Annotated in this window: 23 protein-coding genes and 1 other annotated feature; of the genes, 22 read left to right on the top strand and 1 reads right to left on the bottom strand. The window is 48.4% G+C overall.

The annotated features are described in order from the left end of the window. The first annotated feature begins 19 nt into the window (after positions 1–19). The 21 genes from mraY to KQI_RS0103980 all read left to right on the top strand — a co-directional run bounded on the left by mraY (position 20) and on the right by KQI_RS0103980 (position 21,851). Complete coding sequence (gene mraY, locus KQI_RS0103880) at positions 20–988, top strand: phospho-N-acetylmuramoyl-pentapeptide-transferase (RefSeq protein WP_010345410.1); 969 nt, start codon at positions 20–22, stop codon at positions 986–988. A gap of 4 nt (positions 989–992) precedes the next feature. Then, positions 993–2,414 carry a UDP-N-acetylmuramoyl-L-alanine--D-glutamate ligase gene (gene murD / locus KQI_RS0103885; protein WP_010345412.1) on the top strand — a complete coding sequence of 474 codons (1,422 nt, stop codon included), beginning with the start codon at positions 993–995 and terminating at the stop codon, positions 2,412–2,414. A gap of 49 nt (positions 2,415–2,463) precedes the next feature. Continuing rightward, positions 2,464–3,561: a stage V sporulation protein E gene (spoVE, locus tag KQI_RS0103890; RefSeq protein WP_010345414.1), complete on the top strand. Its 1,098-nt coding sequence runs from the start codon at positions 2,464–2,466 to the stop codon at positions 3,559–3,561. 6 nt (positions 3,562–3,567) lie between these two features. Beyond that, positions 3,568–4,677, top strand: a complete 1,110-nt coding sequence (gene murG / locus KQI_RS0103895; protein WP_010345416.1) for an undecaprenyldiphospho-muramoylpentapeptide beta-N-acetylglucosaminyltransferase — start codon at positions 3,568–3,570, stop codon at positions 4,675–4,677. Positions 4,678–4,823: 146 nt separating this feature from the next. Further along, on the top strand, positions 4,824–5,729 hold the full coding sequence (gene murB / locus KQI_RS0103900) for a UDP-N-acetylmuramate dehydrogenase (RefSeq protein ID WP_010345417.1): 906 nt from the start codon (positions 4,824–4,826) through the stop codon (positions 5,727–5,729). Further along, complete coding sequence (gene murA / locus KQI_RS0103905) at positions 5,719–7,029, top strand: UDP-N-acetylglucosamine 1-carboxyvinyltransferase (protein WP_010345418.1); 1,311 nt, start codon at positions 5,719–5,721, stop codon at positions 7,027–7,029. The genes murB and murA overlap by 11 nt, the downstream gene beginning before the upstream one ends. A 57-nt stretch (positions 7,030–7,086) precedes the next feature. Further along, the gene (locus KQI_RS0103910; RefSeq protein ID WP_010345419.1) at positions 7,087–7,851 is read left to right on the top strand and encodes a cell division protein FtsQ/DivIB; all 765 of its coding nucleotides are present in this window, start codon (positions 7,087–7,089) and stop codon (positions 7,849–7,851) included. 199 nt (positions 7,852–8,050) lie between these two features. Continuing rightward, positions 8,051–9,322, top strand: coding sequence for a cell division protein FtsA (gene ftsA / locus KQI_RS0103915; protein WP_010345420.1), 1,272 nt, complete (start codon positions 8,051–8,053; stop codon positions 9,320–9,322). Positions 9,323–9,389: 67 nt separating this feature from the next. After that, positions 9,390–10,514, top strand: coding sequence for a cell division protein FtsZ (gene ftsZ / locus KQI_RS0103920; RefSeq protein WP_010345423.1), 1,125 nt, complete (start codon positions 9,390–9,392; stop codon positions 10,512–10,514). 188 nt (positions 10,515–10,702) lie between these two features. Then, complete coding sequence (gene spoIIGA, locus KQI_RS0103925; RefSeq protein ID WP_010345424.1) at positions 10,703–11,716, top strand: sigma-E processing peptidase SpoIIGA; 1,014 nt, start codon at positions 10,703–10,705, stop codon at positions 11,714–11,716. Positions 11,717–11,768: 52 nt separating this feature from the next. Continuing rightward, on the top strand, positions 11,769–12,509 hold the full coding sequence (sigE, locus tag KQI_RS0103930; RefSeq protein ID WP_029390019.1) for an RNA polymerase sporulation sigma factor SigE: 741 nt from the start codon (positions 11,769–11,771) through the stop codon (positions 12,507–12,509). Positions 12,510–12,605: 96 nt separating this feature from the next. Next, positions 12,606–13,388: an RNA polymerase sporulation sigma factor SigG gene (sigG, locus tag KQI_RS0103935; protein ID WP_007431182.1), complete on the top strand. Its 783-nt coding sequence runs from the start codon at positions 12,606–12,608 to the stop codon at positions 13,386–13,388. A 117-nt stretch (positions 13,389–13,505) separates the two neighbouring features. After that, a complete protein-coding gene (locus KQI_RS0103940; protein ID WP_010345426.1) occupies positions 13,506–13,841 on the top strand; it encodes a YlmC/YmxH family sporulation protein in 336 nt (111 codons plus the stop codon). Positions 13,842–13,922: 81 nt separating this feature from the next. Then, entirely contained in the window at positions 13,923–14,807 is an 885-nt protein-coding gene (gene pgeF / locus KQI_RS0103945; RefSeq protein ID WP_010345427.1) for a peptidoglycan editing factor PgeF, read from the top strand. An 8-nt stretch (positions 14,808–14,815) separates the two neighbouring features. Further along, positions 14,816–15,517, top strand: coding sequence for a YggS family pyridoxal phosphate-dependent enzyme (locus tag KQI_RS0103950; protein ID WP_010345428.1), 702 nt, complete (start codon positions 14,816–14,818; stop codon positions 15,515–15,517). Then, the gene (locus tag KQI_RS0103955) at positions 15,508–15,960 is read left to right on the top strand and encodes a cell division protein SepF (protein ID WP_010345429.1); all 453 of its coding nucleotides are present in this window, start codon (positions 15,508–15,510) and stop codon (positions 15,958–15,960) included. Before KQI_RS0103950 ends, KQI_RS0103955 begins: the two co-directional genes overlap by 10 nt. A gap of 6 nt (positions 15,961–15,966) precedes the next feature. After that, a complete protein-coding gene (locus tag KQI_RS0103960; RefSeq protein WP_010345430.1) occupies positions 15,967–16,221 on the top strand; it encodes a YggT family protein in 255 nt (84 codons plus the stop codon). An 8-nt stretch (positions 16,222–16,229) separates the two neighbouring features. Then, entirely contained in the window at positions 16,230–17,012 is a 783-nt protein-coding gene (locus tag KQI_RS0103965) for a YlmH family RNA-binding protein (RefSeq protein ID WP_010345431.1), read from the top strand. 172 nt (positions 17,013–17,184) lie between these two features. Further along, entirely contained in the window at positions 17,185–17,694 is a 510-nt protein-coding gene (locus KQI_RS0103970; RefSeq protein WP_007431174.1) for a DivIVA domain-containing protein, read from the top strand. A gap of 172 nt (positions 17,695–17,866) precedes the next feature. Next, positions 17,867–18,148: a binding site (T-box leader), on the top strand. 79 nt (positions 18,149–18,227) lie between these two features. After that, positions 18,228–21,317, top strand: a complete 3,090-nt coding sequence (ileS, locus tag KQI_RS0103975) for an isoleucine--tRNA ligase (protein ID WP_010345432.1) — start codon at positions 18,228–18,230, stop codon at positions 21,315–21,317. A gap of 141 nt (positions 21,318–21,458) precedes the next feature. Then, positions 21,459–21,851: a DUF5665 domain-containing protein gene (locus tag KQI_RS0103980; protein WP_010345434.1), complete on the top strand. Its 393-nt coding sequence runs from the start codon at positions 21,459–21,461 to the stop codon at positions 21,849–21,851. A 28-nt stretch (positions 21,852–21,879) separates the two neighbouring features. Here the strand turns inward: KQI_RS0103980 and KQI_RS0103985 are convergent, their stop codons facing one another. Continuing rightward, positions 21,880–22,617 (bottom strand): TraR/DksA C4-type zinc finger protein, encoded by a 738-nt coding sequence (locus KQI_RS0103985; RefSeq protein ID WP_010345435.1) that lies wholly within the window; start codon positions 22,615–22,617, stop codon positions 21,880–21,882. A 213-nt stretch (positions 22,618–22,830) separates the two neighbouring features. Between KQI_RS0103985 and lspA the strand changes: the two genes are divergently transcribed. Continuing rightward, positions 22,831–23,322: a signal peptidase II gene (gene lspA / locus KQI_RS0103990; protein ID WP_007431170.1), complete on the top strand. Its 492-nt coding sequence runs from the start codon at positions 22,831–22,833 to the stop codon at positions 23,320–23,322. Position 23,323: the final 1 nt, after the last annotated feature.

Genomic DNA, 23,323 nt, shown 5'->3' on the forward strand with positions numbered 1-23,323 from the left:
TGACGAGAGGAAGACTCCCATGGATATTCAATTATTACTGCTGACGATCGTCGTATCGTTTATACTGGCGGTCATTGCCGCTCCACTGCTTATTCCGCTGCTGCGGCGTATGAAATTCGGCCAGCAGGTCCGGGATGACGGGCCACAAAGCCATCTTAAAAAGATAGGTACGCCTACAATGGGCGGTATCGTGATTTTGCTGGCTTTTACGCTGACCTTTCTTAAGTTTTCAGCTATCAAAAATACGGACTTTTACGTTTTATTGGTCGCTACGCTCGGCTTCGGGCTGATCGGCTTTTTGGATGACTATATCAAAATTGTATTCAAGCGCTCACTGGGTCTGACGGCGCGCCAAAAGCTGTTCGGGCAATTATTGTTTGGCGGGATTATGTGCTGGCTTTTGCTCAGCAATGATCATAGTACTGCCATCGGCATTCCGGGTACCTCATGGTCATTTGATTGGGGCGGCTGGTTTTACTACCCGTTCATCATTATCATGATGCTGGCAATCAGCAATGCTGTCAATTTCACAGACGGGCTGGACGGGCTGCTGTCCGGTACCAGTGCGATTGCCTTCGCCGCTTATGCCATCGTCGCGATTCAGGCGACCTCGCTTCCGGCTGCGGTATGCTCAGCGGCGATGATTGGTGCTGTGCTTGGTTTTCTTGTATACAATGCACACCCTGCCAAAGTATTTATGGGCGACACGGGCTCGCTGGGCATCGGTGGCGCTATGGGTGCCATCGCTATCGTTACGAAAAGCGAAATTTTATTCATTATTATCGGTGGCATATTCGTGATTGAAATGCTGTCCGTGGTCTTGCAGGTGGCTTCCTTTAAAACACGTGGCAAACGCATTTTCAAAATGAGCCCAATTCATCATCATTTCGAGCTATCCGGCTGGTCCGAATGGCGCGTAGTTATCACATTCTGGGCTGTAGGACTGCTGCTGGCAGGACTCGGACTTTATCTCAACAAGGGGTTGTAGACAAATGAACCATCCAGACGCATACCGAGATCAGGAAGTTGTCGTTATAGGTCTAGCCAAAAGCGGTGTACAGGTTGCCAAGGTGCTGCATCAGGCAGGAGCCAAGCTGACCGTCAATGATAAAAAAGACAGGGAACAATGTCCCGAAGCTTCTGAATTAGAGGCTTTGGGAATTTCCGTTTTATGCGGGGGGCACCCGGAGGGACTGATTCATCCGGGTGTGAAGCTGGTTGTCAAAAATCCAGGCATCCCTTATACCGCCCCGCCTGTACAGAAAGCTGTCGAGCTCGGCATTGAGGTTGTGACCGAAGTTGAGGTTGCCTACCATCTGTGTAAAGCCCCGATCATCGGAATTACCGGCTCCAATGGTAAAACGACCACGACCACGTGGGTGGGCAAGCTGTTGGAGTCTTCTGGCATGAATCCGATCGTGGCTGGTAATATCGGAACTCCATTATGTGAGGCGGCTGTGGACGCCAAGACAGATGAGTGGATGGTTGTGGAGCTGAGCAGCTTTCAATTAAAAGGAACAAAGGATTTTAAGCCTGCTGTTGCTTGCTTGCTCAATGTAGCTGAGACCCATCTGGACTACCATGGAGGCATGGAGGATTATGTTGCATCCAAGGCACGTCTGTTTGCCAATCAAACGTCTACTGATACAGCGGTGGTGAACTGGGATGATCCGGTCTGCCGGGAGCTTGTGCCCTATATTAAGGCGAAGCTGCTTCCGTTCTCGATGACGGAACGTTTGCAGGAAGGGTTGTTTGCTGACCCGCCATACATACCGGATGTGACGGATGATATCGAACGAAGCATCGTATATCGCGATAGCCTTGGGGTGGTGCATCCCATTATAGGTGTAGCCGAGATTGGCCTGCCGGGCCGTTTTAACGTGGAAAATGCGCTGGCTGCTTGCGCAATAGCTATTGCCGCAGGTGCAGAGCCTGCGAAGCTGGCAGAACCATTAAGCGCTTTTCGCGGTGTAGAACATCGGCTTGAATATGTCATAGAGCATGCCGGAGCAGCCTATTACAATAATTCCAAAGCAACCAATTCCAAAGCGACTATGATGGCCCTATCTTCCTTTAAGCAACCCATTGTACTGATTGCCGGAGGGTTGGATCGCGGCTCAGATTATACGGAGCTTGTACCGTCTCTGCAGGAGCATGTAAAGGCCGTTGTGCTCTTGGGTGAGACACGGCATAAGCTGGCAGATCGGGCCCATCAGGCCGGAATAGAGCATGTCGAGGTCGTCGATAATGGGGAGGACGCCGCCGCTACGCTCGTGGAGGCTGTGAACAAGGCGGCAGAATTTGCTGAGCCGGGAGATGTGGTATTACTCTCACCCGCTTGTGCAAGCTGGGATATGTTCCGATCCTATGAAGAGCGTGGACGTATTTTTAAAGAGGCGGCGCATAAATTGTAAGTAGGGGGGTTGGATAAGCCCCTACTTTTATGCAAGGGGTGGCCTCCTGATGAAGCAATCTCGTTCGGCGCCGGATATATGGCTTTTCGTCTGTATTGTAAGCTTGTTAGCCATCGGCATGATTATGGTATATAGCGCGGGCGCCGTCCTCGCTTTTCACGAGTACGGGGACTCCTACTATTTTGTAAAACGGCAATTGCTTTTTGCGGGGCTTGGTCTTGTAGCGATGTATTTTACTGCCCGAACGGACTATCGAATCTGGCAGAAATATGCCAAGGTCGTGCTGTTGATCTGTCTTGCGTTGCTGGTTGCCGTGTTAATTCCCGGCATTGGTGTAGTTAGGGGCGGAGCACGGAGCTGGCTGGGTATCAGCTCTTTCGGCATTCAGCCTTCCGAGTTTATGAAGCTGGGCATGATTCTTTATCTCGCCCAATGGCTCAGTCGTGCGGATTATGATATTAGTTCTTTTACGCGTGGCCTATTGCCCCCGCTTGGACTCATGGGACTGGCCTTTGGCCTGATCATGCTGCAGCCCGATTTGGGTACAGGTACAGTGATGATGGGAGCATCTATGCTGATCGTATTTACAGCTGGTGCGCGCATGAAGCATCTTGGTCTGTTGGCCTTGTCGGGGGCAGCAGGATTTGCTGCACTGATCGCGGCTGCGCCTTATCGACTCCAGCGGATTACGGCTTTTCTGGACCCTTGGTCCGATCCGCTTGGAGCAGGCTATCAAATTATTCAATCGCTATATGCCATTGGACCTGGTGGATTGGCGGGTCTGGGACTTGGCATGAGTCGGCAGAAATACAGTTATGTTCCCGAGCCGCAGACAGATTTTATCTTTTCTATTTTGGCGGAGGAGCTTGGTTTTATCGGCGGAATGACGGTGCTGGGACTCTTTCTGGTACTTGTATGGAGAGGAATGCGTGTCGCTATTACCATTCCCGACACCTACGGCAGCTTGCTTGCGGTAGGCATTGTCGGAATGGTCGCCGTGCAGGTTGTCATTAACATCGGTGTTGTCATCGGCTTAATGCCGGTGACAGGAATAACATTGCCCTTAATCAGCTATGGAGGTTCTTCTCTGACGCTGATGCTAACTGCGTTGGGTATTTTACTGAATTTATCACGTTATGCGAGGTGAGCGTTTATGCGCGTCGTGTTGAGCGGCGGCGGTACCGGAGGGCATATTTATCCGGCGCTGGCCGTAGCCAGACAGTGCGAAGAGATTAATCCGGACGCTGAATTTTTATACATTGGCGGTCAACGAGGACTCGAAAGCAAGCTGGTTCCTCAGGAAAAAATTCCATTTGAGGCTATTGATATCACAGGATTTCGTCGCAGCTTGTCTGTGGAAAATATAAAAACGATCATGCGCTTTTTCCAAGGGGTTCGCAGGTCCAAAGCGTTATTAAAAAAATTCAAGCCAGATATCGTCATAGGCACTGGGGGCTATGTATGCGGCCCTGTCGTCTATGCAGCTTCCAAGCTGGGCATACCCAGCATTATTCATGAGCAAAATGCGATTCCAGGCCTGACCAATGCATTTCTGAGCCGCTATGTAGATACGGTTGCCGTTAGCTTTGAAGGCTCTGAAGGAGCTTTTCCCAAAGCCAAAAATGTATTGTATACCGGTAATCCACGCGCTACGACAGTTCGTTTGGCTAACCGGGATCGAGGCTTTGCTACGATCGGGGTTCCGATGAATAGCACGGTTGTACTTGTGGTAGGTGGCAGCAGGGGGGCGAAGGCTATTAATGATGCTATGATTGCCATGGCTCCGCAACTTTCGCAACTGAAAGACGTCCATTTTGTATATGTGACTGGTGAATCTTACTATGAACAGACGCTCGACAGCATACGGAATCAGATCGGCTCATTGCCCAACCATCTTCACGTGCTTCCCTATATTCACAATATGCCAGAGGTGCTGGCTTGTACCTCTTTAATCGTTAATCGCGCTGGCGCGTCCTTTTTGGCCGAGATTACATCGTTGGGTATTCCGTCCATTCTGATTCCATCACCTAATGTGACCAATAATCATCAGGAGGCCAATGCCCGCACACTCGAAAAGGCAGGCGCTTCGGTAATGATCGTGGAAAAGGAATTGAGCGGTTCTTCTCTGTTTCAGACCATTGCGGGAATTATGGGGGATGAAGCATTGCGTAACCGGATGGCAGAGTCGGCGTCTGCACTTGGCAAGCCTGACTCGGCAGATATTTTAGTAAAAGAAATGGAGCGCCTTGCCCGTAAAAGGTAGTCCGCAGCGCAGTTTGGGCGGTTGTCACACACCGGGCGCTATTGACATAGGATACCCTATAGATTGTGACCATCACTCAGGCTGCCGGTTGTCAGGTGAGAGCCTCATAACGATGCGGGGGCAAGCAACAAGGAGGTTTCAGTACAATGCAGCAATGGATGCCATTATTAGCGGAACATGATATCGGAAAAGTGCTGGAGCATGAGCCGCTGTCCAAATATACGACATGGAAGATTGGAGGCCCTGCGGATGCTCTTGTCATCCCGGATACCAAGGAGCAGCTGGCAAGGGTTTTACGGCTGGCTTGTGAGCACGGTATCCCCTGGATGCAGTTGGGGAGGGGCTCCAACATGCTCGTTTCCGACAAAGGAATACGGGGGCTTGTGATCAAACTGGGGCCGGGATTTGATTATGTCCATTTTGAGGATGAACGGATCATCGCTGGCGGAGGCGTGTCACTGGTCAAACTGTGTGTTATGGCTAGTAAGCAGGGGCTGTCCGGCCTTGAATTTGCGGGAGGAATCCCGGGATCAGTCGGGGGAGCTGTCTACATGAACGCCGGTGCCCATGGGTCTGATGTGTCACAAATATTCCAGTCCGCTGAGATTGTGCTGGATACAGGGGAATTGGCTGTGTACGATGCCGAGGACATGCGTTTCAGCTATCGCCACTCCGTGCTGCATGAGCAGCGTGGAATGGTGACAGAGGCAGTATTTCAGATGAAGCGGGGCGACCGCGAGGAAATTTCAGCGGCGCTTACGGCTTTTAAAGACCGCCGCAGGCTGACTCAGCCGTTACAGTTAGCTTGCGCAGGAAGCGTGTTCCGTAATCCGCCCGGTGACTATGCCGCCCGGCTTATTGAAAGCGCAGGTCTGAAAGGCTTGAAGGCGGGAGGCGCTGAAGTATCTGTACAGCACGCCAATTTCATTGTAAATACCGGTCAAGCGACAGCAGAGGACGTGCTTACCCTAATGAAGCATATTCAAAGTACAATATCATCTCAAACCGGCATCAAGCTAGTTCCGGAGGTTTTCGTAGTGGGTGAGCGGTAAACTCGGAGGTGATACATTGGACAAATTGGTGATTGAGGGAGGCCGTCCCCTGTCAGGCACCATACGTATCCATGGAGCAAAAAATGCGGCACTGCCTATTCTTGCAGCAAGTTTGCTTGCGCAAGGTAAGGTGGAAATTCGGAATGTGCCCCATCTATTAGACATTAAGGTCATGCTGCACATCCTTGAAAGACTCGGCTGTACATGCCGACATGAAGAGGAAACGGTATACGTGGATACGTCGTCCGTCCGATCGTTCCAAATTCCGGAGGATTTGATGAAGCAAATGCGTTCATCGATCTTTCTCATGGGACCTCTGCTCGCCAGATATGGTGAAGTTTCCATTTACCAGCCGGGAGGCTGCGCTATAGGCGAGCGTAAAATCGATCTTCACCTGGATGGCTTAAAGGCTCTTGGTGCAGAGATCGAGGAAAAAGACGAGCAAATTACGTTCCGTGCCCGCAAGCTGACCGGCTCTGACATCCATATGGATTTTCCGAGTGTAGGGGCAACGGAAAATATTATGATGGCTGCCGTGTTGGCTGAAGGACGAACAACGATTACCAACGCAGCAAGGGAACCGGAGATTCAGGATCTTCAAAACTTCCTGAATGCCATGGGTGCCCATATTATCGGTGCAGGAACAGACACGATTACAATTACGGGGGTCAGTAGCCTGAACCCGTGCACGTATGAGGTCATTCCTGACCGTATTGTAGCAGGAACGGTTATGATCGCAGCTGCCGCTACACGCGGCAGTGTGTCATTGACACACTGTAATCCCTCCCACTTGTCCGCACTGATTCATGTCCTTAGGCGGGCTGGTGTTCAAATCGGCATCCTGAATGATATAATGACCATAAGTTGTATGAGCCGCCCCAAAGCGGTGGAGAGGATTGTTACTTCACCTTATCCATCCTTTCCAACCGATTTGCAGTCTCAAGTCATGGTTCTGCTTTCTTTGGCGGACGGTTTCAGTGTCATGAAAGAGACCGTCTTCGAAAGCAGATTCAAACATGTGGATGAATTGAATGTGATGGGAGCCGATATTACAGTCGATGCGAATGCTGCCTTTATAAGAGGAGTTCCTCGTCTGTACGGGGCTACGGTAGAGGCTACCGATCTGCGGGCAGGGGCTGCGCTGGTTATAGCGGGGCTGGCTGCCCAGGGACGTACCATTGTTGAGCAGGTTCACCACATTGACAGAGGGTATGACCGGATCGAACGCCTTTTCCAGGGACTGGGCGCCTTAATGAGCCGCCAGTCTCCGGTGCTGGAGCAGCTGGATTTCGTAAATTAATGCCTGTAGCGTCCCTCCGTCAGCGGGGGGACAACAAGGCTTTTGTGGAGAGAAGCTATGCCAAATGCTCAAATACCTGTTCTTAAAAAGAATAAAACGAAAAAAAGAACAAGCCGGAAGATTGCCGTTCTTCTCATTTTATTGTTCATTGTGTTACTCGCTGTTCTCTTTTTCCGTTCTTCGTTAAGTCGGGTTTCTGAAATCCGCTTTGACGGTAATGTATTTTCGTCCCGAGAGCAGCTTCTAAATCGAAGCGGTCTGGCTGTTGGGGATCAGTATTTTGGAGTTAGTTCATCTGACATTTCTGAAAAGCTGCGGGAGATTCAGTCGATTCAGCAAGTCACGGTGGACAAGCAGTTTCCGGGTGTCATTTCTGTTCACATTAAAGAGTTTCCTACGGTCGCTTACGAGCTGCAGAGTGATGGCAGCCTGCGAGCAATTCTGGCAAACGGGTCAAGCGTAGGAGTGAGCAGCAGCGGAATAGCTGTTGAGAAGCCGATTTTGACCAAATGGAAATCGAATGATCCGTACAAAGCGAAGCTGTGTGATGCTTTATCGCGTATTCCGGGAGAGTGGACAGCCGATATTTCGGAAATCATTCCCGCGCCGATTCCTTCTTTTCCGGACCGTATAAAAATGTATACACGCTCCCAGTTTGAGGTGATAACAACCGTTTCGCTGCTGAACTCTAAAATCAGCTATTTGAATCAGGTGCTGGAAACAGAAGACCCCGGTCTGATCACCATGTTGGCGGCAGATTCTTACGTTCCGTTCAAGCCGGATACGAGTAAAGAGGGTCAAGAAAAAGATACTACTCAGTGATGTGAAAAAATGTTAGAATTAATTTTATGGGTAATAGACTTGCCTCCTTCTTTTTTCTTCGAATTTTTATGTGACCGCAACCATAAATTGGCTTCTAAAAAATTTGTAGAAAAAAGAGGGAAAGCATGGAGTATGTTGAATATGTACAGAGTGTGTTCAAAGAACGAAATTCATTTTGGAGTCAGGAGGTGCCACAGACTTGAGCAACAATGACATCATTGTTAGTTTGGACATCGGTACATCCAAAGTTCGGGCTATTATTGGGGAAATGAATAATGGAACCTTTAATATTATTGGAGTTGGATCTGCCGACTCGGAAGGGATTCGCAAAGGTGCAATTGTAGACATTGATCAAACCGTGCAATCAATCCGTAACGCTGTGGATCACGCAGAGCGCATGGTTGGTATTCAAATAACAGAAGTGTATGTGGGGATTTCAGGCAACCATATTGGTTTGCAAAATAGTCATGGCGTAGTAGCCGTGTCCAACGAGGACCGAGAAATCGGTGAGGAGGACATTGAGCGTGTACTGAAAGCAGCTGAAGTTATTGCCGTACCACCGGAGAGAGAAATCATTGACGTGGTAGCCAAGCAGTATGTCGTGGATGGCCTTGAAGGAATTCAGGACCCTCGCGGTATGATCGGAGTTCGTCTCGAAGTAGAGGCTACGATTGTTACTGGAGGCAAGACCCCGATACATAACCTGTTGCGCTGCGTGGAGAAAGCTGGCTTGAGGATCAAAGATCTGGTGCTGCTGCCACTCGGGGCTGGGCAATTGTCTCTTTCGAAGGATGAAAAGGTGATGGGTTCGGTGCTGGTGGATATTGGTGCAGGTTCTACGAATGTTGCTATTTTCCAGGAAGGATCGATTGTTGCCACATCAACACTTCCAATTGGCGGAGAATTTGTAACCAATGATATTGCCTACGGATTGAGAACCCTTACCGATCAAGCCGAGAAAGTAAAGCTCAAATACGGCTGCGCATGGTATGATGATGCGGCAGTCGATGTCGTCTTTAAAGTAACCCGTATCGGCAGTAATGTGGATAAAGAGTTTAACCAGCAGGATTTGGCTGCTATTATTGAGCCTAGAGTGCAGGAAATTTTTCAACTCATTCAGGCGGAAGTTAAGCGCTTGGGTTACACAGAGCTTCCGGGGGGGTATATACTTACCGGAGGCACCGTCTCCATGCCTGGTGTACTTCAGGTGGCACAAAGCGAACTGGCCGCTTCCGTAAGGATCGCCGTACCTGATTTTATCGGTGTAAGGGATCCGGGCTACACGAGCGGAGTTGGCATCTTGCATAATGCTATTCGTTACTATCGTGGAAGATCGACAAGCGTTAGCAACAGTGGCGGAAGTACCAAGAAGCCGGCCAACCGAACCAAAAGCAGCAGTCCCACCGCGGAAGGCGAGCAAAAGCAGGGGTTGATTGAACGCTTAAAAAATATGTTCAGTGAATTTATATAACGTTCATTGCTAATTATGCCAATCATGGACGGGCCATCCATGCACATTGAGGGGGAGATGGAATAGTATGTTGGAATTTGATTTTGAAATGGAGAGCTTGGCTCAAATTAAAGTGATCGGCGTCGGCGGTGGCGGCAGCAATGCGGTTAACCGGATGATCGAAAATGGTGTCCAAGGCGTGGAGTTCATTACTGTCAATACAGATGCCCAGGCACTTCATTTAGCAAAGTCTGAGCATAAGCTTCAGATTGGCGATAAGCTGACTCGCGGCTTGGGTGCTGGTGCTAACCCGGATGTGGGTAAAAAAGCGGCTGAGGAGTCGCGTGAGCTCATTATGAACACGCTCAAAGGTGCCGATATGGTATTCGTTACGGCAGGTATGGGTGGCGGTACAGGAACAGGAGCTGCTCCTGTTATTGCTGAAATTGCCAAGGAATGCGGTGCGTTGACAGTGGGCGTGGTAACACGACCATTCACGTTTGAAGGGCGTAAACGCTCCAATCAAGCTGAACTCGGCATTGAGGGATTAAAAGAAAAGGTAGACACCTTGATTGTAATCCCAAATGACCGCCTGCTTGAAATTGTGGACAAGAAAACCCCAATGCTGGAAGCGTTCCGTGAAGCGGATAATGTCCTGCGCCAGGCGGTACAAGGTATTTCGGATCTGATCGCAGTACCGGGTCTGATCAACCTTGACTTTGCTGACGTAAAAACGATCATGACGGAGCGTGGCTCTGCTTTGATGGGAATCGGTGAAGCGACTGGTGAAAATCGTGCGGCTGAAGCAGCACGCAAGGCTATCATGAGTCCGTTGCTGGAGACATCCATTGAAGGTGCTCGTGGTGTAATCATGAACATCACTGGTGGTGTCAATCTGTCTCTGTACGAGGTCAATGAGGCGGCTGAAATTGTAACATCGGCCTCCGATCCGGAGGTTAACATGATTTTCGGTGCCATCATTGACGAAGAATTAAAAGAAGAGATTAAGGTTACCGTCATCGCCACTGGCTTTGAAGGTAAGGCAAGTCAACCTGCACCGGCACGTAGACCGGCAGCTAACCCGGCAGCTTCGGAATCGACGGAAAAAGGCTCTCCTAACTTGCGTCCATTTGGTAATACTCAAAGCAGTGACCAGTTGGATATTCCGACATTCTTACGTAACCGTTCACGCAATAATAATAACGATAACTAGTTTGAAATCAGAGAGCCCGTATTCTCCTTGGAGATGCGGGCTTCTTTGTGTTTTCCCTATCCGCGCTTGGCGGAGCTTCTCCTCTTTCCGACAAAATTAGTCGATCGCCGTCCCCACCGTTAGACAGACTTTGAACAGCATGACTACTATACTTAAGCCTATCCTGCAAATGCTAGGCGGGTGAACCCTTGGTTGTTTATATCGATTTGATTTTTTTGTCCAATTTGTTCATTGATGCTGTATTGCTGATGGTCACCGCATGGATGAGAAAAATCCGTCCAGTGTGGTGGCGGCTGATTCTTTCGGCTGTAATTGGTGCCATGTACGTGGTCATGATGTTTGTGCCAGAGCTGTCCTTTTTATTTACGTTTCTGATCAAATTTGCATTATCGGTCATGATGCTGCTGGTGGCTTTTGGATTTGGCAGCATGCAGAAGTATCTTCGTACAATGGGTGCTTTTTACATGATCAATTTTGTAGCTGCAGGCGGAATTTTGGGGATGCATTATTTTCTCCAAAGTACGGGGGAATTGTTTAATGGCATCTGGTATACCGCTTCGGGTGGGATGTCCTTTGAGTTGAAAATTGCATTCTGGTTTATTTTATGCGCATTTGTCGGAGTGATGCTTTTCTTTCGTATTGTACAATCCTCAAAGCAGCGTACAGAAAGGATGAGTGGGTTTTTGGGAGAAGTGCAGGTGTGGATCGGGCAGGACCATATTGAGTGTACAGGCTTGCTGGATACAGGCAACCAACTGCATGATCCTTTGACCCGAATCCCGGTCATGGTGATGGAGGCGGCTTTGTGGGAAGGGTATTTGCCCTCCTCCTGGCTCCAAAAATGTTCTGAGGGGAATGTAGACCAACTGGTGATGGAGCTGGGAGAAGAATCGTTCAGCTGGCAGGATCGTGTCCGTCTTGTTCCCTATCGAGGGATCAACCGTAGCCATTCCTTTATGCTCGCACTCAAACCCGATCGGGTGGAGGTGATTATGAATGGGACTCGTTATGTGCAGGATCGAGTGCTTATTGGTTTGGATGGGGGGACCTTGTCGGCAGAGGGCCAATACCGAGCGATTATTCACCCGGATGTGACGGCACACGAAGAGGGCCATGCTGATATGAGCCAGAAGGGGGATGCACGTCTTAGCGAGCTTTTACAGGCGCAGGAGCGTGGAGCGAGGGTACAGGATGAGGCTTGAAGGAGACGAAAGAGAGTTTGCGCCATTTTCAAATTCAAAAGGGGGAAAGGTTATGCGGAAACAGATGAAATTAAAAATGAAAATCAGGCTAGCCTTGCAATTGCAATATTATCGTATTTTATTTTTATTTGGCCTAAAAAGTGAAGAAATTTATTATATTGGCGGCAGCGAGGCTCTCCCCCCACCGCTGACGAGAGACGAGGAGGAGTATTTGCTCGGAAAGCTCTCCTCTGGAGATGCAGCAGTACGTTCCATGCTCATCGAACGGAATTTGCGGTTGGTCGTGTATATTGCCCGTAAATTTGAAAATACGGGGATCAACATTGAAGATCTTGTATCCATCGGTGCCATTGGACTGATCAAGGCCGTTAACACCTTTGATCCCGAAAAGAAAATCAAGCTTGCGACTTATGCTTCAAGATGCATTGAAAATGAAATTCTGATGTATTTGCGGCGCAATAGCAAAACGAGAACAGAGGTTTCGTTTGATGAGCCCCTGAATATTGATTGGGATGGTAATGAATTATTGCTTTCCGACGTGATGGGAACGGAAAATGATACCATTTACCGTAATATTGAGGAGCAGGTAGACCGCAAATTATTGCATAAGGCGCTGGATAAGCTGACAGATCGAGAGCGTTTAATTATGGAGCTGCGCTTCGGCTTGCGGGATGGAGAAGAGAAGACACAGAAGGATGTTGCTGACCTGCTGGGTATCTCGCAATCGTATATTTCGCGCCTGGAAAAACGAATTATAAAGCGCTTACGAAAAGAATTTAACAAAATGGTATAACGTTTGGGCATATCCGGAAGCGATGGAAACGGCGAATAAAAAAACGCCCTCAGGAGATAATGTACATTAATGTTGCTCCTTGGGAGGTAAGACACGATGACCCGAAACAAAGTGGAAATTTGCGGTGTGGATACCGCCAAACTGCCGGTATTAACCAATGCAGAAATGCGTGAGCTGTTCACATCACTTCAGCAAAATAATGAACGATCAGCCAGAGAAAAATTGGTCAATGGCAATCTCCGGCTCGTCCTGAGTGTAATTCAGCGGTTTAACAATCGGGGAGAGTTTGTGGATGATTTGTTTCAGGTAGGCTGCATCGGCCTGATGAAGGCGATTGATAATTTTGACCTTTCGCAAAACGTGAAGTTCTCCACTTATGCGGTTCCGATGATTATCGGAGAGATACGCCGTTACTTGCGGGATAACAATCCGATTCGTGTATCGCGTTCGTTACGGGATATTGCATATAAGGCGCTTCAGGTGCGGGATAGTCTGACGAATCTGAACTCGCGCGAACCGACGATTTTTGAAATTTCAGAGGCATTGAATGTGCCCAAAGAAGACGTTGTGTTTGCATTGGATGCGATTCAGGATCCAGTTTCGCTGTTCGAGCCGATATATCACGACGGGGGCGACCCAATCTATGTGATGGATCAGATCAGTGATGACAGAAACAAAGACGTCTCATGGATTGAGGAGATCGCTCTGCGAGAAGCGATGCATCGCCTGGGCCAGCGTGAAAAGATGATATTGTCCATGCGTTTTTATGAAGGAAAGACGCAAATGGAGGTTGCCGACGAGATCGGCATCTCTCAAGCCCAGGTTTCAAGATTAGAGAAATCGGCTATTCAGCAAATGCAAAAGCACGTAAAATCCTAACGAAATGAATGGCCTGAATGACTGCGATAAAAACGATCCTACGTGGATCGTTTTTCCGTTTATTGGACATTTTTTGGGTTCTCCCGTACATATAGTGAAATAAAGGATGTGATGCGTGTGAATGCGCCGGAAACGTCGGTGAGGGCGATGAAAATTTCCGAGTTCCAAACCAAGGATGTCATTAACATTGTAGATGGGCGACGACTGGGACAAATCAGTGATTTGGAGATTGATGTGCGGCTGGGAAAAATTGAAGCCGTTGTGGTTCCAGGCAGTAGCAGGTTTATGGGTTGGTTTGGTGGGGGAAGCGAATTGGTCATCCCATGGCGAAATATTGTCAAGATCGGTTCAGATGTAGTGCTTGTACGACTGGAAGGACTGGATGAGCCAGTTACAGGGGAGGAAAAGCTGTATATCGAACGCCAGGAGCGGAGTGACCGCCGGGGTTTCTGAGTAACCATGTTTGCGTATTTTAGCTGCTTGTGAAGACATGGAGACAGCTTTTTGGTACACTGGGCAGTAGAGGTGAGACAAATGGAACCGTTTGTAGTGAATACCGTGGCCACGGGGGCTGCGTCAATGGAAGATGGCGCGCGTCCCGTGCCGGAGTTGTTATATATTCAATCCTGGAAACAGAAGATTCAGGGCTTGACAGCGGGTTTTACAGGACGTCATGGCGGTGTTAGCGAGGTGCCGTACGAGAGTCTGAATTGTGCTTTTCATGTAGGGGATGATCCGGAGAGAGTGATCCGCAACCGACAGTTGATTGCAGAGCAGCTTGGCTTTGCTGCTGAAGCATGGACGTGCGGTGAACAAGTTCATGGTAATCATGTTGTTGTCGTCAAGGCTGCTGACCGCGGACGCGGTTTTATGGATCGTGCATCTGCTTTCCAGGAAACAGACGGGCTTTTGACAGATGTGCCGGGCATTTTGCTGACATCCTTTTATGCGGACTGTGTACCGTTATACTTTTGTGATCCGGTGCAGCGTGTGATTGGGCTGGCGCATGCTGGCTGGAAGGGAACGGTGGCAGAGATTGCCCTGAAAATGGTGCAAACCATGCAGACCGAATTTGGATCACGACCATCTGATTTGCTTGCAGCCATTGGCCCTTCCATCGGCCCTGAAGCTTATGAGGTGGATGAGCATGTGATGAGCCAAATCCGGGTTTTAGAGCATGATTGCCCGGGTAATGATGATTGGGAAGGCTCCGTCTATTTCCCGTTAACTGGCAGCAAAACGCTGCTTGACTTGAAACAATGCAATCGACACATTATGATGAAAGCAGGAATATTGCCGAGCCATATCGAATGTACTACCTTATGTACGAGTAGCCGCAGTGATTTGTTTTTTTCATATCGCAAGGAAGGCGGCGTTACAGGGAGAATGGCGAGCTGGATTGGTCTGGAAGAGAGGTGAGTCCTCCCGTGTCTTTGGAGGAACGGATTAAAGAGGTGAACGCCCGTATTGAAGCAGCATGTGCTCGCAGTGGACGCTCACGTGATGAAGTGAATGTGATCGCTGTTACGAAATATATTTCGGCTGCGACAATGGAATCGGTATTGGACGGCGGATTGGAGCATGTAGGCGAAAATCGCTGGCAGGATGCTTCGGATAAATGGAGCAAGCTGGGTGACCGGGGAACGTGGCATTTTATTGGTCATTTGCAAACCAATAAGGTTAAAGATGTGATTGGAAAATTTGAGTTTATACATTCACTGGATCGCCTATCACTGGCTCAGGAGTTGGAGAAGAAGGCTACCGCTTTTGGAGTAAAGGTCAAAGCCTTTGTGCAAGTTAATATCTCTGGGGAAATTTCCAAATATGGTTTGTCCCCTGAGGCGGTTGCTCCCTTCCTGGAACAAATTCGTAAGCTGGAGCATGTGGACGTCATTGGCTTGATGACGATGGCTCCTCATGAGGAAGACCCGGAAAAAACTCGGCCTGTGTTTCGTGGATTGCGCGAATTGCGTGATACGCTAAATGGACAAGCCCTGACGAGAGAGCCTATCGATCATTTGTCCATGGGGATGTCCAACGATTTTGAGATAGCGGTTGAGGAAGGAGCGACCTGGCTGCGGCTTGGTTCCGTACTGGTCGGACGAGAGGAGGATTTCCATTGGGCGTAATGAATAAGTTTATGAACTTTCTGGGGCTTCAGGAAGAAGAGGAAGTTATTGAGCGAGAGATTATGAATACGCCGGAAGAGCAAGAAATTGAAACCCCAAGCTTTGATAAACGTAAGAACCAGAAGGGCAATAATGTTGTCAGTATCCATTCACAGAAAAATGTGAAAGTTGTTCTGTATGAGCCGCGATCTTACGATGAAGCACAGGAAATTGCCGACCATATCCGTTCCCATCGTACCGTCGTAGTCAATCTGCAACGAATTCGCAAGGATCAGGCCTTGCGGATTATTGATTTTTTGAGCGGTACCGTGTATGCACTAAGTGGTGGCATTTCCAAGGTTGGTAACAATATTTTTCTGTGTACTCCGGATACGGTTGAAATTCAAGGCTCGATTACGGAAATACTAGCTGACACGGAACAAGAATTTAACAGAATGAGGTGATTTTTTTTGATCGAGGTAATCGGTTGGCTTTTTCAGATTTATTCGTACATGATCATTGCATATGTCCTTCTGTCATGGCTTCCTAATGCCAGAGAGAGCGTGGTTGGTGATTTACTTTCCAAGTGTGTGGAGCCTTATTTGTCTCCTTTTCGCAGGTTCATCCCGCCAATCGGGATGATTGATATTTCACCGATCGTAGCTCTGATTGCTCTGCGTTTTGCGTCGTATGGTTTGATTTCTTTAATTAGCAATTTAATTTAGGAGGACTCATGCGTACCGAGATTTATGAGCATTTTCACCCGGATGAGCGGGACTATGTGGATCGCGCTTCCGAATGGATCAGTTATGCGGGAGCATATCATGAGCAAAAGCTGACTGATTTTTTGGATCCGCGCCAACTGTACATATTGGAGACTCTATCTTCGAAGGAAGATAAGGTCACGATCAGGTTAGATGGTGGCTACGAGGCTTCGGAACGAAAGCGGGCGCTGATTGCGCCCGATTATTCGTATTTAGACGATGAGGATATGGGGATTCGGGTTCTTTCCATCAGCTCAGATGATCAGAAAATTGGCACGCTGGAGCACGGGGATTATTTGGGGGCCATATTGGGACTTGGAATCAAGCGTGGGAAAATCGGTGATATTCATGTGCTGGATGATGGATGTCATGTATTGGTAGCTTCAGAAATCAGTGATTTCATTACGCTGCATTTACAGCAGGTTCATCGTGTCCATGTATGGACAGAACTGCTGCCTTTAGAAAGCCTGCGGACAAAGGAAGCTGAATTGGAGCCGTTGGATTTGACGGTGGCTTCTTTGCGTCTGGACGGTATCGCCAGTGACGTGTACAAGCTGAGCCGAAGCAAAATTTTGACTCCAATCCGGGCCGGACGGTGCCGGGTCAATTGGAAAGTGGAAGAGAATCCATCTACTTCACTTAAGGTCGGAGACGTTATTTCTATGCAGGGTTTTGGGCGTTTTAAAGTGCTCGAAACGGACGGGATGACAAAAAAGGGAAGATTCCGTGTCAAAATCGGTAAGTTTGTATAGCTGAAGGCAGGATTCACTAGTTTTATGTCGAAAGAATTAAGCTAAAGGGAAGAACTGGAACGATTTTGCTCTGTACAGTATTCACAAAACGGGGTATGATGACCGATAGATGATAATGAGCGTCGTGACGCGGAACATGTATTTTTTGTCAATCTTATAGGAGGTGGACGGCATGCCATTAACGCCATTGGATATACATAATAAGGAATTTGCCCGCCGGCTTCGCGGTTATGATGAGGATCAGGTCAATGAATTTCTGGATCAGGTGATCAAGGATTATGAAGCTGTTATTCGTGAAAATAAAGAACTGAGCACTGAGTTGCTGAACGTACAGGAGAAGCTTGACCATTTCGCGACGATTGAAGATACGTTGAGCAAGACGATTATCGTGGCGCAGGAAGCGGCAGATGAAGTTCGCAACAACGCCAAGAAAGAATCTCAGCTAATCGTGAAGGAAGCGGAGAAAAATGCCGATCGCATTGTGAATGAGGCATTGGCCAAATCCCGTAAAATCGCGTTGGAGGTTGAGGAACTGAAGAAGCAGGCTTCGATTTACCGGGCGCGTTTTCGGACACTGGTGGAAGCGCAGCTTGACCTGTTAAGTCAGGATGGCTGGGAAGCGCTTGAAAACCGGGAACGTGAAGTGCTGGAGCGCGAGCGTGAAATGAAGGAGATTTACTAATAGTCATTTCTGACAGCGCTTATTAGGCATTGCAGGGTTGACTTTTAACTGTAAACAGGCTATAACTGTAAATACTATACTGAATATAAACCGTTATCCGTGCGTCGGTTAAGGGTTGTTATTCAAGTCAGCGGGGATACTGCTGATTCAGTACACCGATGAATTTAACATGTGTAATTCGTTGATGGGAACGAGTACGTCATGATTTTGTTCCTCAGAGAGTTGGCCACCTGGTGCAAGCCAACGTTCAGAACATGACCGAAGATCCTCCCGGAGAAGTGGGCTGAAGCGCTTGATTTTTACGGCGTGTGTAAGCAATCATCGTTTGCCATACGTTACAATGGCGCCCTGCTGTAGTTGAGTAGGGCTTAGAGAGCCGTGACAGTACCGTTTCTTATGGAAAGGTCTGTTTACGGAATCAGGGTGGTAACGCGAGCACAGTCTCGTCCCTTTACGGGGGCGGGGCTTTTTTTGTTGCTTTTTTGCGAAATGCTACAACAATCAAATGATGAGCAGAGAGGGAGAATGACATTATGAACAGAGTGGATGTTAAAGAAAAGGCACGGTCCCGCGACCTGCGCATCCTGAATAAATGGAAAGAAGAGAATACATTCCGTAAATCCATCACCAATCGTGAGGGAAAGCCGAATTTTGTGTTTTATGAAGGTCCGCCAACTGCCAACGGTAAACCGCATATCGGTCACGTACTGGGTCGTGTAATTAAGGATTTTGTAGGCCGCTATCAGACAATGAAGGGATACCGGGTCGTACGCAAGGCGGGGTGGGACACACATGGCCTGCCGGTAGAATTGGGTGTGCAAAAGCAACTGGGTATCTCCCACAAGCCTGAAATTGAAGAATACGGCGTTGAAAAGTTTATTAAAAAATGTAAGGAAAGCGTGTTTGAGTACGAGCAACAATGGCGTGATCTGACCGAAGCGATCGGATATTGGACAGACCTCGATCACCCGTATATTACGCTGGATAATAACTATATCGAGAGTGTATGGAACATTTTGGCGACGATTCATGAAAAAGGACTGCTGTATCGTGGTCATCGTGTGAGTCCGTATTGCCCGGATTGTCAGACAACGCTGAGCTCTCATGAAGTGGCACAGGGCTACAAAGATGTAAAGGACCTGAGTGCCACAGCCAAATTCAAGCTGCATAGCAGTGGGGAATACGTACTGGCCTGGACGACAACACCTTGGACCTTGCCAAGCCACGTGGCACTTGCTGTCAACCCTGATCTGGAATATGCTCGTGTGAAGCAGGCAGACGGTGTATACATCGTTGCTAAAAATCTGGTTGAGGACGTAATTAAAGGTGATCATGAAGTGCTTGGCACGCTGTCCGGTTCAGAACTGGTTGGTCAAACTTATACCCCGCCATTTACGTATTTCCAGGTCGAGAAGGGTAATCAGATTCTGGGAGCGAAATTCGTAACAGACTCTAGCGGTACAGGTATCGTTCATATGGCTCCGGCGCATGGTGAGGATGATTACCGGGTATGCCGCGAAAATGGCGTTGGATTCATCAATGTGGTGGATCTCCAAGGTAACTATGTTAAGGAAATTACGGACTTTGCAGGCCGTTTTGTAAAAGACTGTGATGTGGATATTGTTAAGATGCTGTCTGAAAAAGGCTTGCTGTACAGCAAGGAAAAATACGAGCATAGCTATCCGTTCTGCTGGCGTTGTGATACTCCGCTGTTGTATTACGCTATGGACAGCTGGTTTATCAAAACAACCGCGATTAAGGATCAACTGATTGCCAACAACAGTGAAGTTGAATGGTATCCGGGCCATGTTCGCGAAGGACGCTTCGGCAAGTTTTTGGAGGAGCTGGTGGATTGGAACATCAGCCGTGACCGTTATTGGGGGACACCGCTGAACATCTGGGTGTGTGAGGAGACTGGGGAACAGTTCGCACCGCACAGTATTGCTGAATTGCGGGAACGTGCGCTTGGCGACGTACCAGCGGACATTGAGCTGCACAAGCCATATGTGGATGACATTAAGGTGCGTAGCAAATGTGGCAAGTACGAAATGACCCGTACACCGGAAGTAATTGACGTATGGTTCGATAGCGGCTCGATGCCGTTTGCACAACATCATTATCCATTTGAAAATAATGAAACGTTCGAGCAGCAATTCCCGGCTGATATGATTTGCGAGGGGATTGATCAGACTCGTGGCTGGTTCTACAGCCTGCTTGCCGTTTCGACCATGCTGACTGGCAAAGCTCCTTACAAAGCAGTGATGGCAACAGGCCACGTACTGGATGAGCAGGGTCAAAAAATGTCCAAATCCAAGGGCAATGTCATTGATCCATGGGAAGTCATCGACGAGTACGGTACAGATGCTTTCCGCTGGGCATTGTTGTCCGATAGTGCGCCATGGAATAGCAAACGTTTTTCCAAAGGCATTGTAGGCGAAGCCAAATCGAAGCTGGTAGATACACTTGTAAATACACACGCTTTCCTGACCTTGTATGCAGATATCGACGGTTTTGATCCGGCGCAGCATCCGTTCAAGCCGTCGGCCCATAAGCTGGATCGCTGGATTTTGTCCCGTTTGAACAGCCTGATTTTGGTCGTGGACAAAGCATTGTCTGTAAATGATTTCCTAAATTCCGCCAAAGCGATTGAATCGTTCGTAGATGAGCTGAGCAACTGGTATATCCGTCGTTCGCGCGACCGCTTCTGGGGCAACGGACTTACAGAGGATAAGCTGGATGCGTACCGCACACTGACTGAGGTGCTGTTGACGACAGCGAAGCTGCTTGCACCGTTCACACCGCTGCTTTCAGAGGATATTTACCTCAATCTGAGCAACGGGGAAAGTGTTCATCTGGATGATTATCCAACTGCCAATGAATCCTTGATTGATCTGGAATTGGAGCGCGATATGGAAACGGCACGTCGTGTAGTAGAATTGGCCCGCAATGTCCGCAACGAAACGGGTTTAAAAACGCGTCAGCCGTTGTCCGAGCTGATTTTGTCGATGGATCAGGATTTTGCATTGAGCGGCTACGAGGAAATCATCAAAGATGAGATCAACGTGAAGCATATTCATGTTGAGACGGACGATAGCGGCTTTGTAGATTTTACACTGAAGCTGAATTTGAAGGTAGCGGGTAAGAAATACGGCAAAAATGTCGGCTTCCTGCAAAACTTTTTCAAAGGCATGTCTGCTGAGGAGACCCGTTCGGTTGTAGAAAAAGGAGTGCTGAACGTGGCTTCTCCAGAGGGAGAAGAGCTACAGGTTACGAGCGAGGAATTGCTGGTGGAGAAAAAAGCGAAAGAAGGCTTTGCATCTGCTTCCGGCTATGGCTTAACCGTAGCTTTGAATACAGATATTACGCCTGAGTTGGAACAGGAAGGCTGGGTACGTGAAGTGGTCCGCGCGGTCCAGGATTACCGTAAAAAGCTGGATCTGCCGATTGAAAAGTACGTGGCACTGACGCTGGATGTAGATAACGAGCTGCGTCAGGCGATCGAAAGCTTCGATTCTGTACTGCGTGAAAACGTACTGGTCACTACCGTGACATTCGGCCAAGCCGAGCCGGCAGAGCGTGTAGAAGTGAACGGTAAAACGATCAGCGTTCATATTGGGGAATAATTACAAGCCCCCTGTCCCATAATACAAGAACAGGCAGCGTATAAAAACGAGCCTAAGCATCGAAAACGGATCTTCTCCGTTACGTGCTTCGGCTCGTTTGCTGCGTTCAGGGCAGCCATGGAAAGAAGGGGGATTGTGCAGATGACGGCACGATCAAGGCGTAGACAGGGGATCAGTCACCAAAAAATAAACAAAGGAGAAGCTGCCATAGCCGCAGATAAAAGTGCAGCAGGTAATCAGGCAGAGAAGCTAAATCGTGTAGAAAAACTGATACATGCTGTGTCAAAGCAGATGGAACGGACACGTATTGCCGATTACGCTCTGCTGCTGAATAAGCCTTGGCGATTACTCTGGCTGAATTTAATATCAGGTATATCCCGGGGGATCGGCATCGCCCTAGGTTTTACTTTCTTTGCGGCTACCATTATTTATGTGCTGCAAGTGCTGGGGGCGCTCAATTTACCGATTATCGGTGATTATATTGCTGATATTGTACGGATTGTGCAGCGACAGCTGGAGCTTACTACCTACTAGGCTACAGATCTTTTGTTTTAATCCAAGTTTATGCTTCGTCTTCGTCCGTCATATCTGGTTCCAGCAAACCTTCACCCTCGCCATTTTCTAAATAACGCTGATAAATGGAGCTGCGAATAACAGATACATTTTTTCCATAAATGTCGGTGGCGATAAAGCTTTCGTATGGCTCTACGAAGCCCATATTATCATCACCTGCTTCAATTTCCATATCATCATATCTGTGGATTTCTCCACTTTCGGCCATGGCCGGGGTATTGGATGTGCCCCAATTTTCAACAATTTGCCAAGCATCTTCACCGTCAAATCCGTTTTGATCTTCCCGCTCATCCAGACTTGTTCTGCCGAATGCTGGAGCCAGAAATTCCTCCTCCACCGGGCGTCGGTTGGACACTTCTGTTTCGGGGTTATGCTCTTTGCAGTAAATCGTATAGGGAACGGCCAGCAGACGTTCATAAGGAATGGGTTTGCCACAGGCGGCACAAATGCCATACGTACCCTTTTCCATCGCCATCATGGCCGATTCGATACGTTCCAATTGGAATTCGTCGTGCTCCAGTAAGGAAATGTCCTTGGCTCGCTCGTATGTTTCGGTTGCCAGATCGCCCGGATGATTGTCAATCGGGGATAGCTCGCCGGTTTGATCGCGTTGGGAATTGCCGAGTCCGTAATGACCGTTGTCTTGCAAACGATGCTCAATCTCTTTCTTGCGTTGCAGCAGTTCGTTACGCAATCCCTGCAATTGTTGCTCCGTCAATGGGGACATGGAATCCTCTCCTTGTTTTAGGTTAACATGCGTGTGCATTGTCTCGGGGTATGCTCCTTGTAGTTTGCACCGCGAAGACCTCTTTTACAGTAGGAAATTCTACTCAAAAACTGTACTTGCGAGCTCATGGGACTCGTGGACGATCTGAGAAGGCATATGCTACAATAAATGGGTTCGACAACGGATATAAGCAGATCGGAGTGACGAAGGACTGTGATTTATTTTGGTATTGCGCTAATTATTTTTTTGATTGACCAGGGAGTCAAATATTTGGTGGCTACGCGGATGGAATTGTACGAGCAAATACCGGTCATCGGCAATTTCTTTTTAATCACGTCCCATCGTAATCGTGGAGCCGCTTTTGGGATTTTGGAAGGTCAACGTTGGCTTTTTATCGTGATTACCATTGTCGTGGTGATCGGCATCGTATGGTACTTGCGAAAAACGGTGAAGGCAGGTCAGAAATTGCTTCCTGTAGCACTAAGCCTGGTGCTTGGAGGCGCAGTCGGTAACTTTTTGGATCGGGCTATTTCAGGAGAAGTGGTCGATTTTGCGCAATTCAATTTTGGAAGTTATACGTTTCCGATTTTTAATGTGGCGGATTCGGCGATTGTCATCGGTGTAGCCCTGATAATTTTGGATACACTGCTGGAGTCGCGCCGGAATAAAGAAAATGGCAATGATAGCATTGAAGGGAAGTCGTAGC

Origin of the sequence: Paenibacillus peoriae KCTC 3763 (assembly GCF_000236805.1) — a bacterium.
Classification (GTDB): domain Bacteria; phylum Bacillota; class Bacilli; order Paenibacillales; family Paenibacillaceae; genus Paenibacillus; species Paenibacillus peoriae.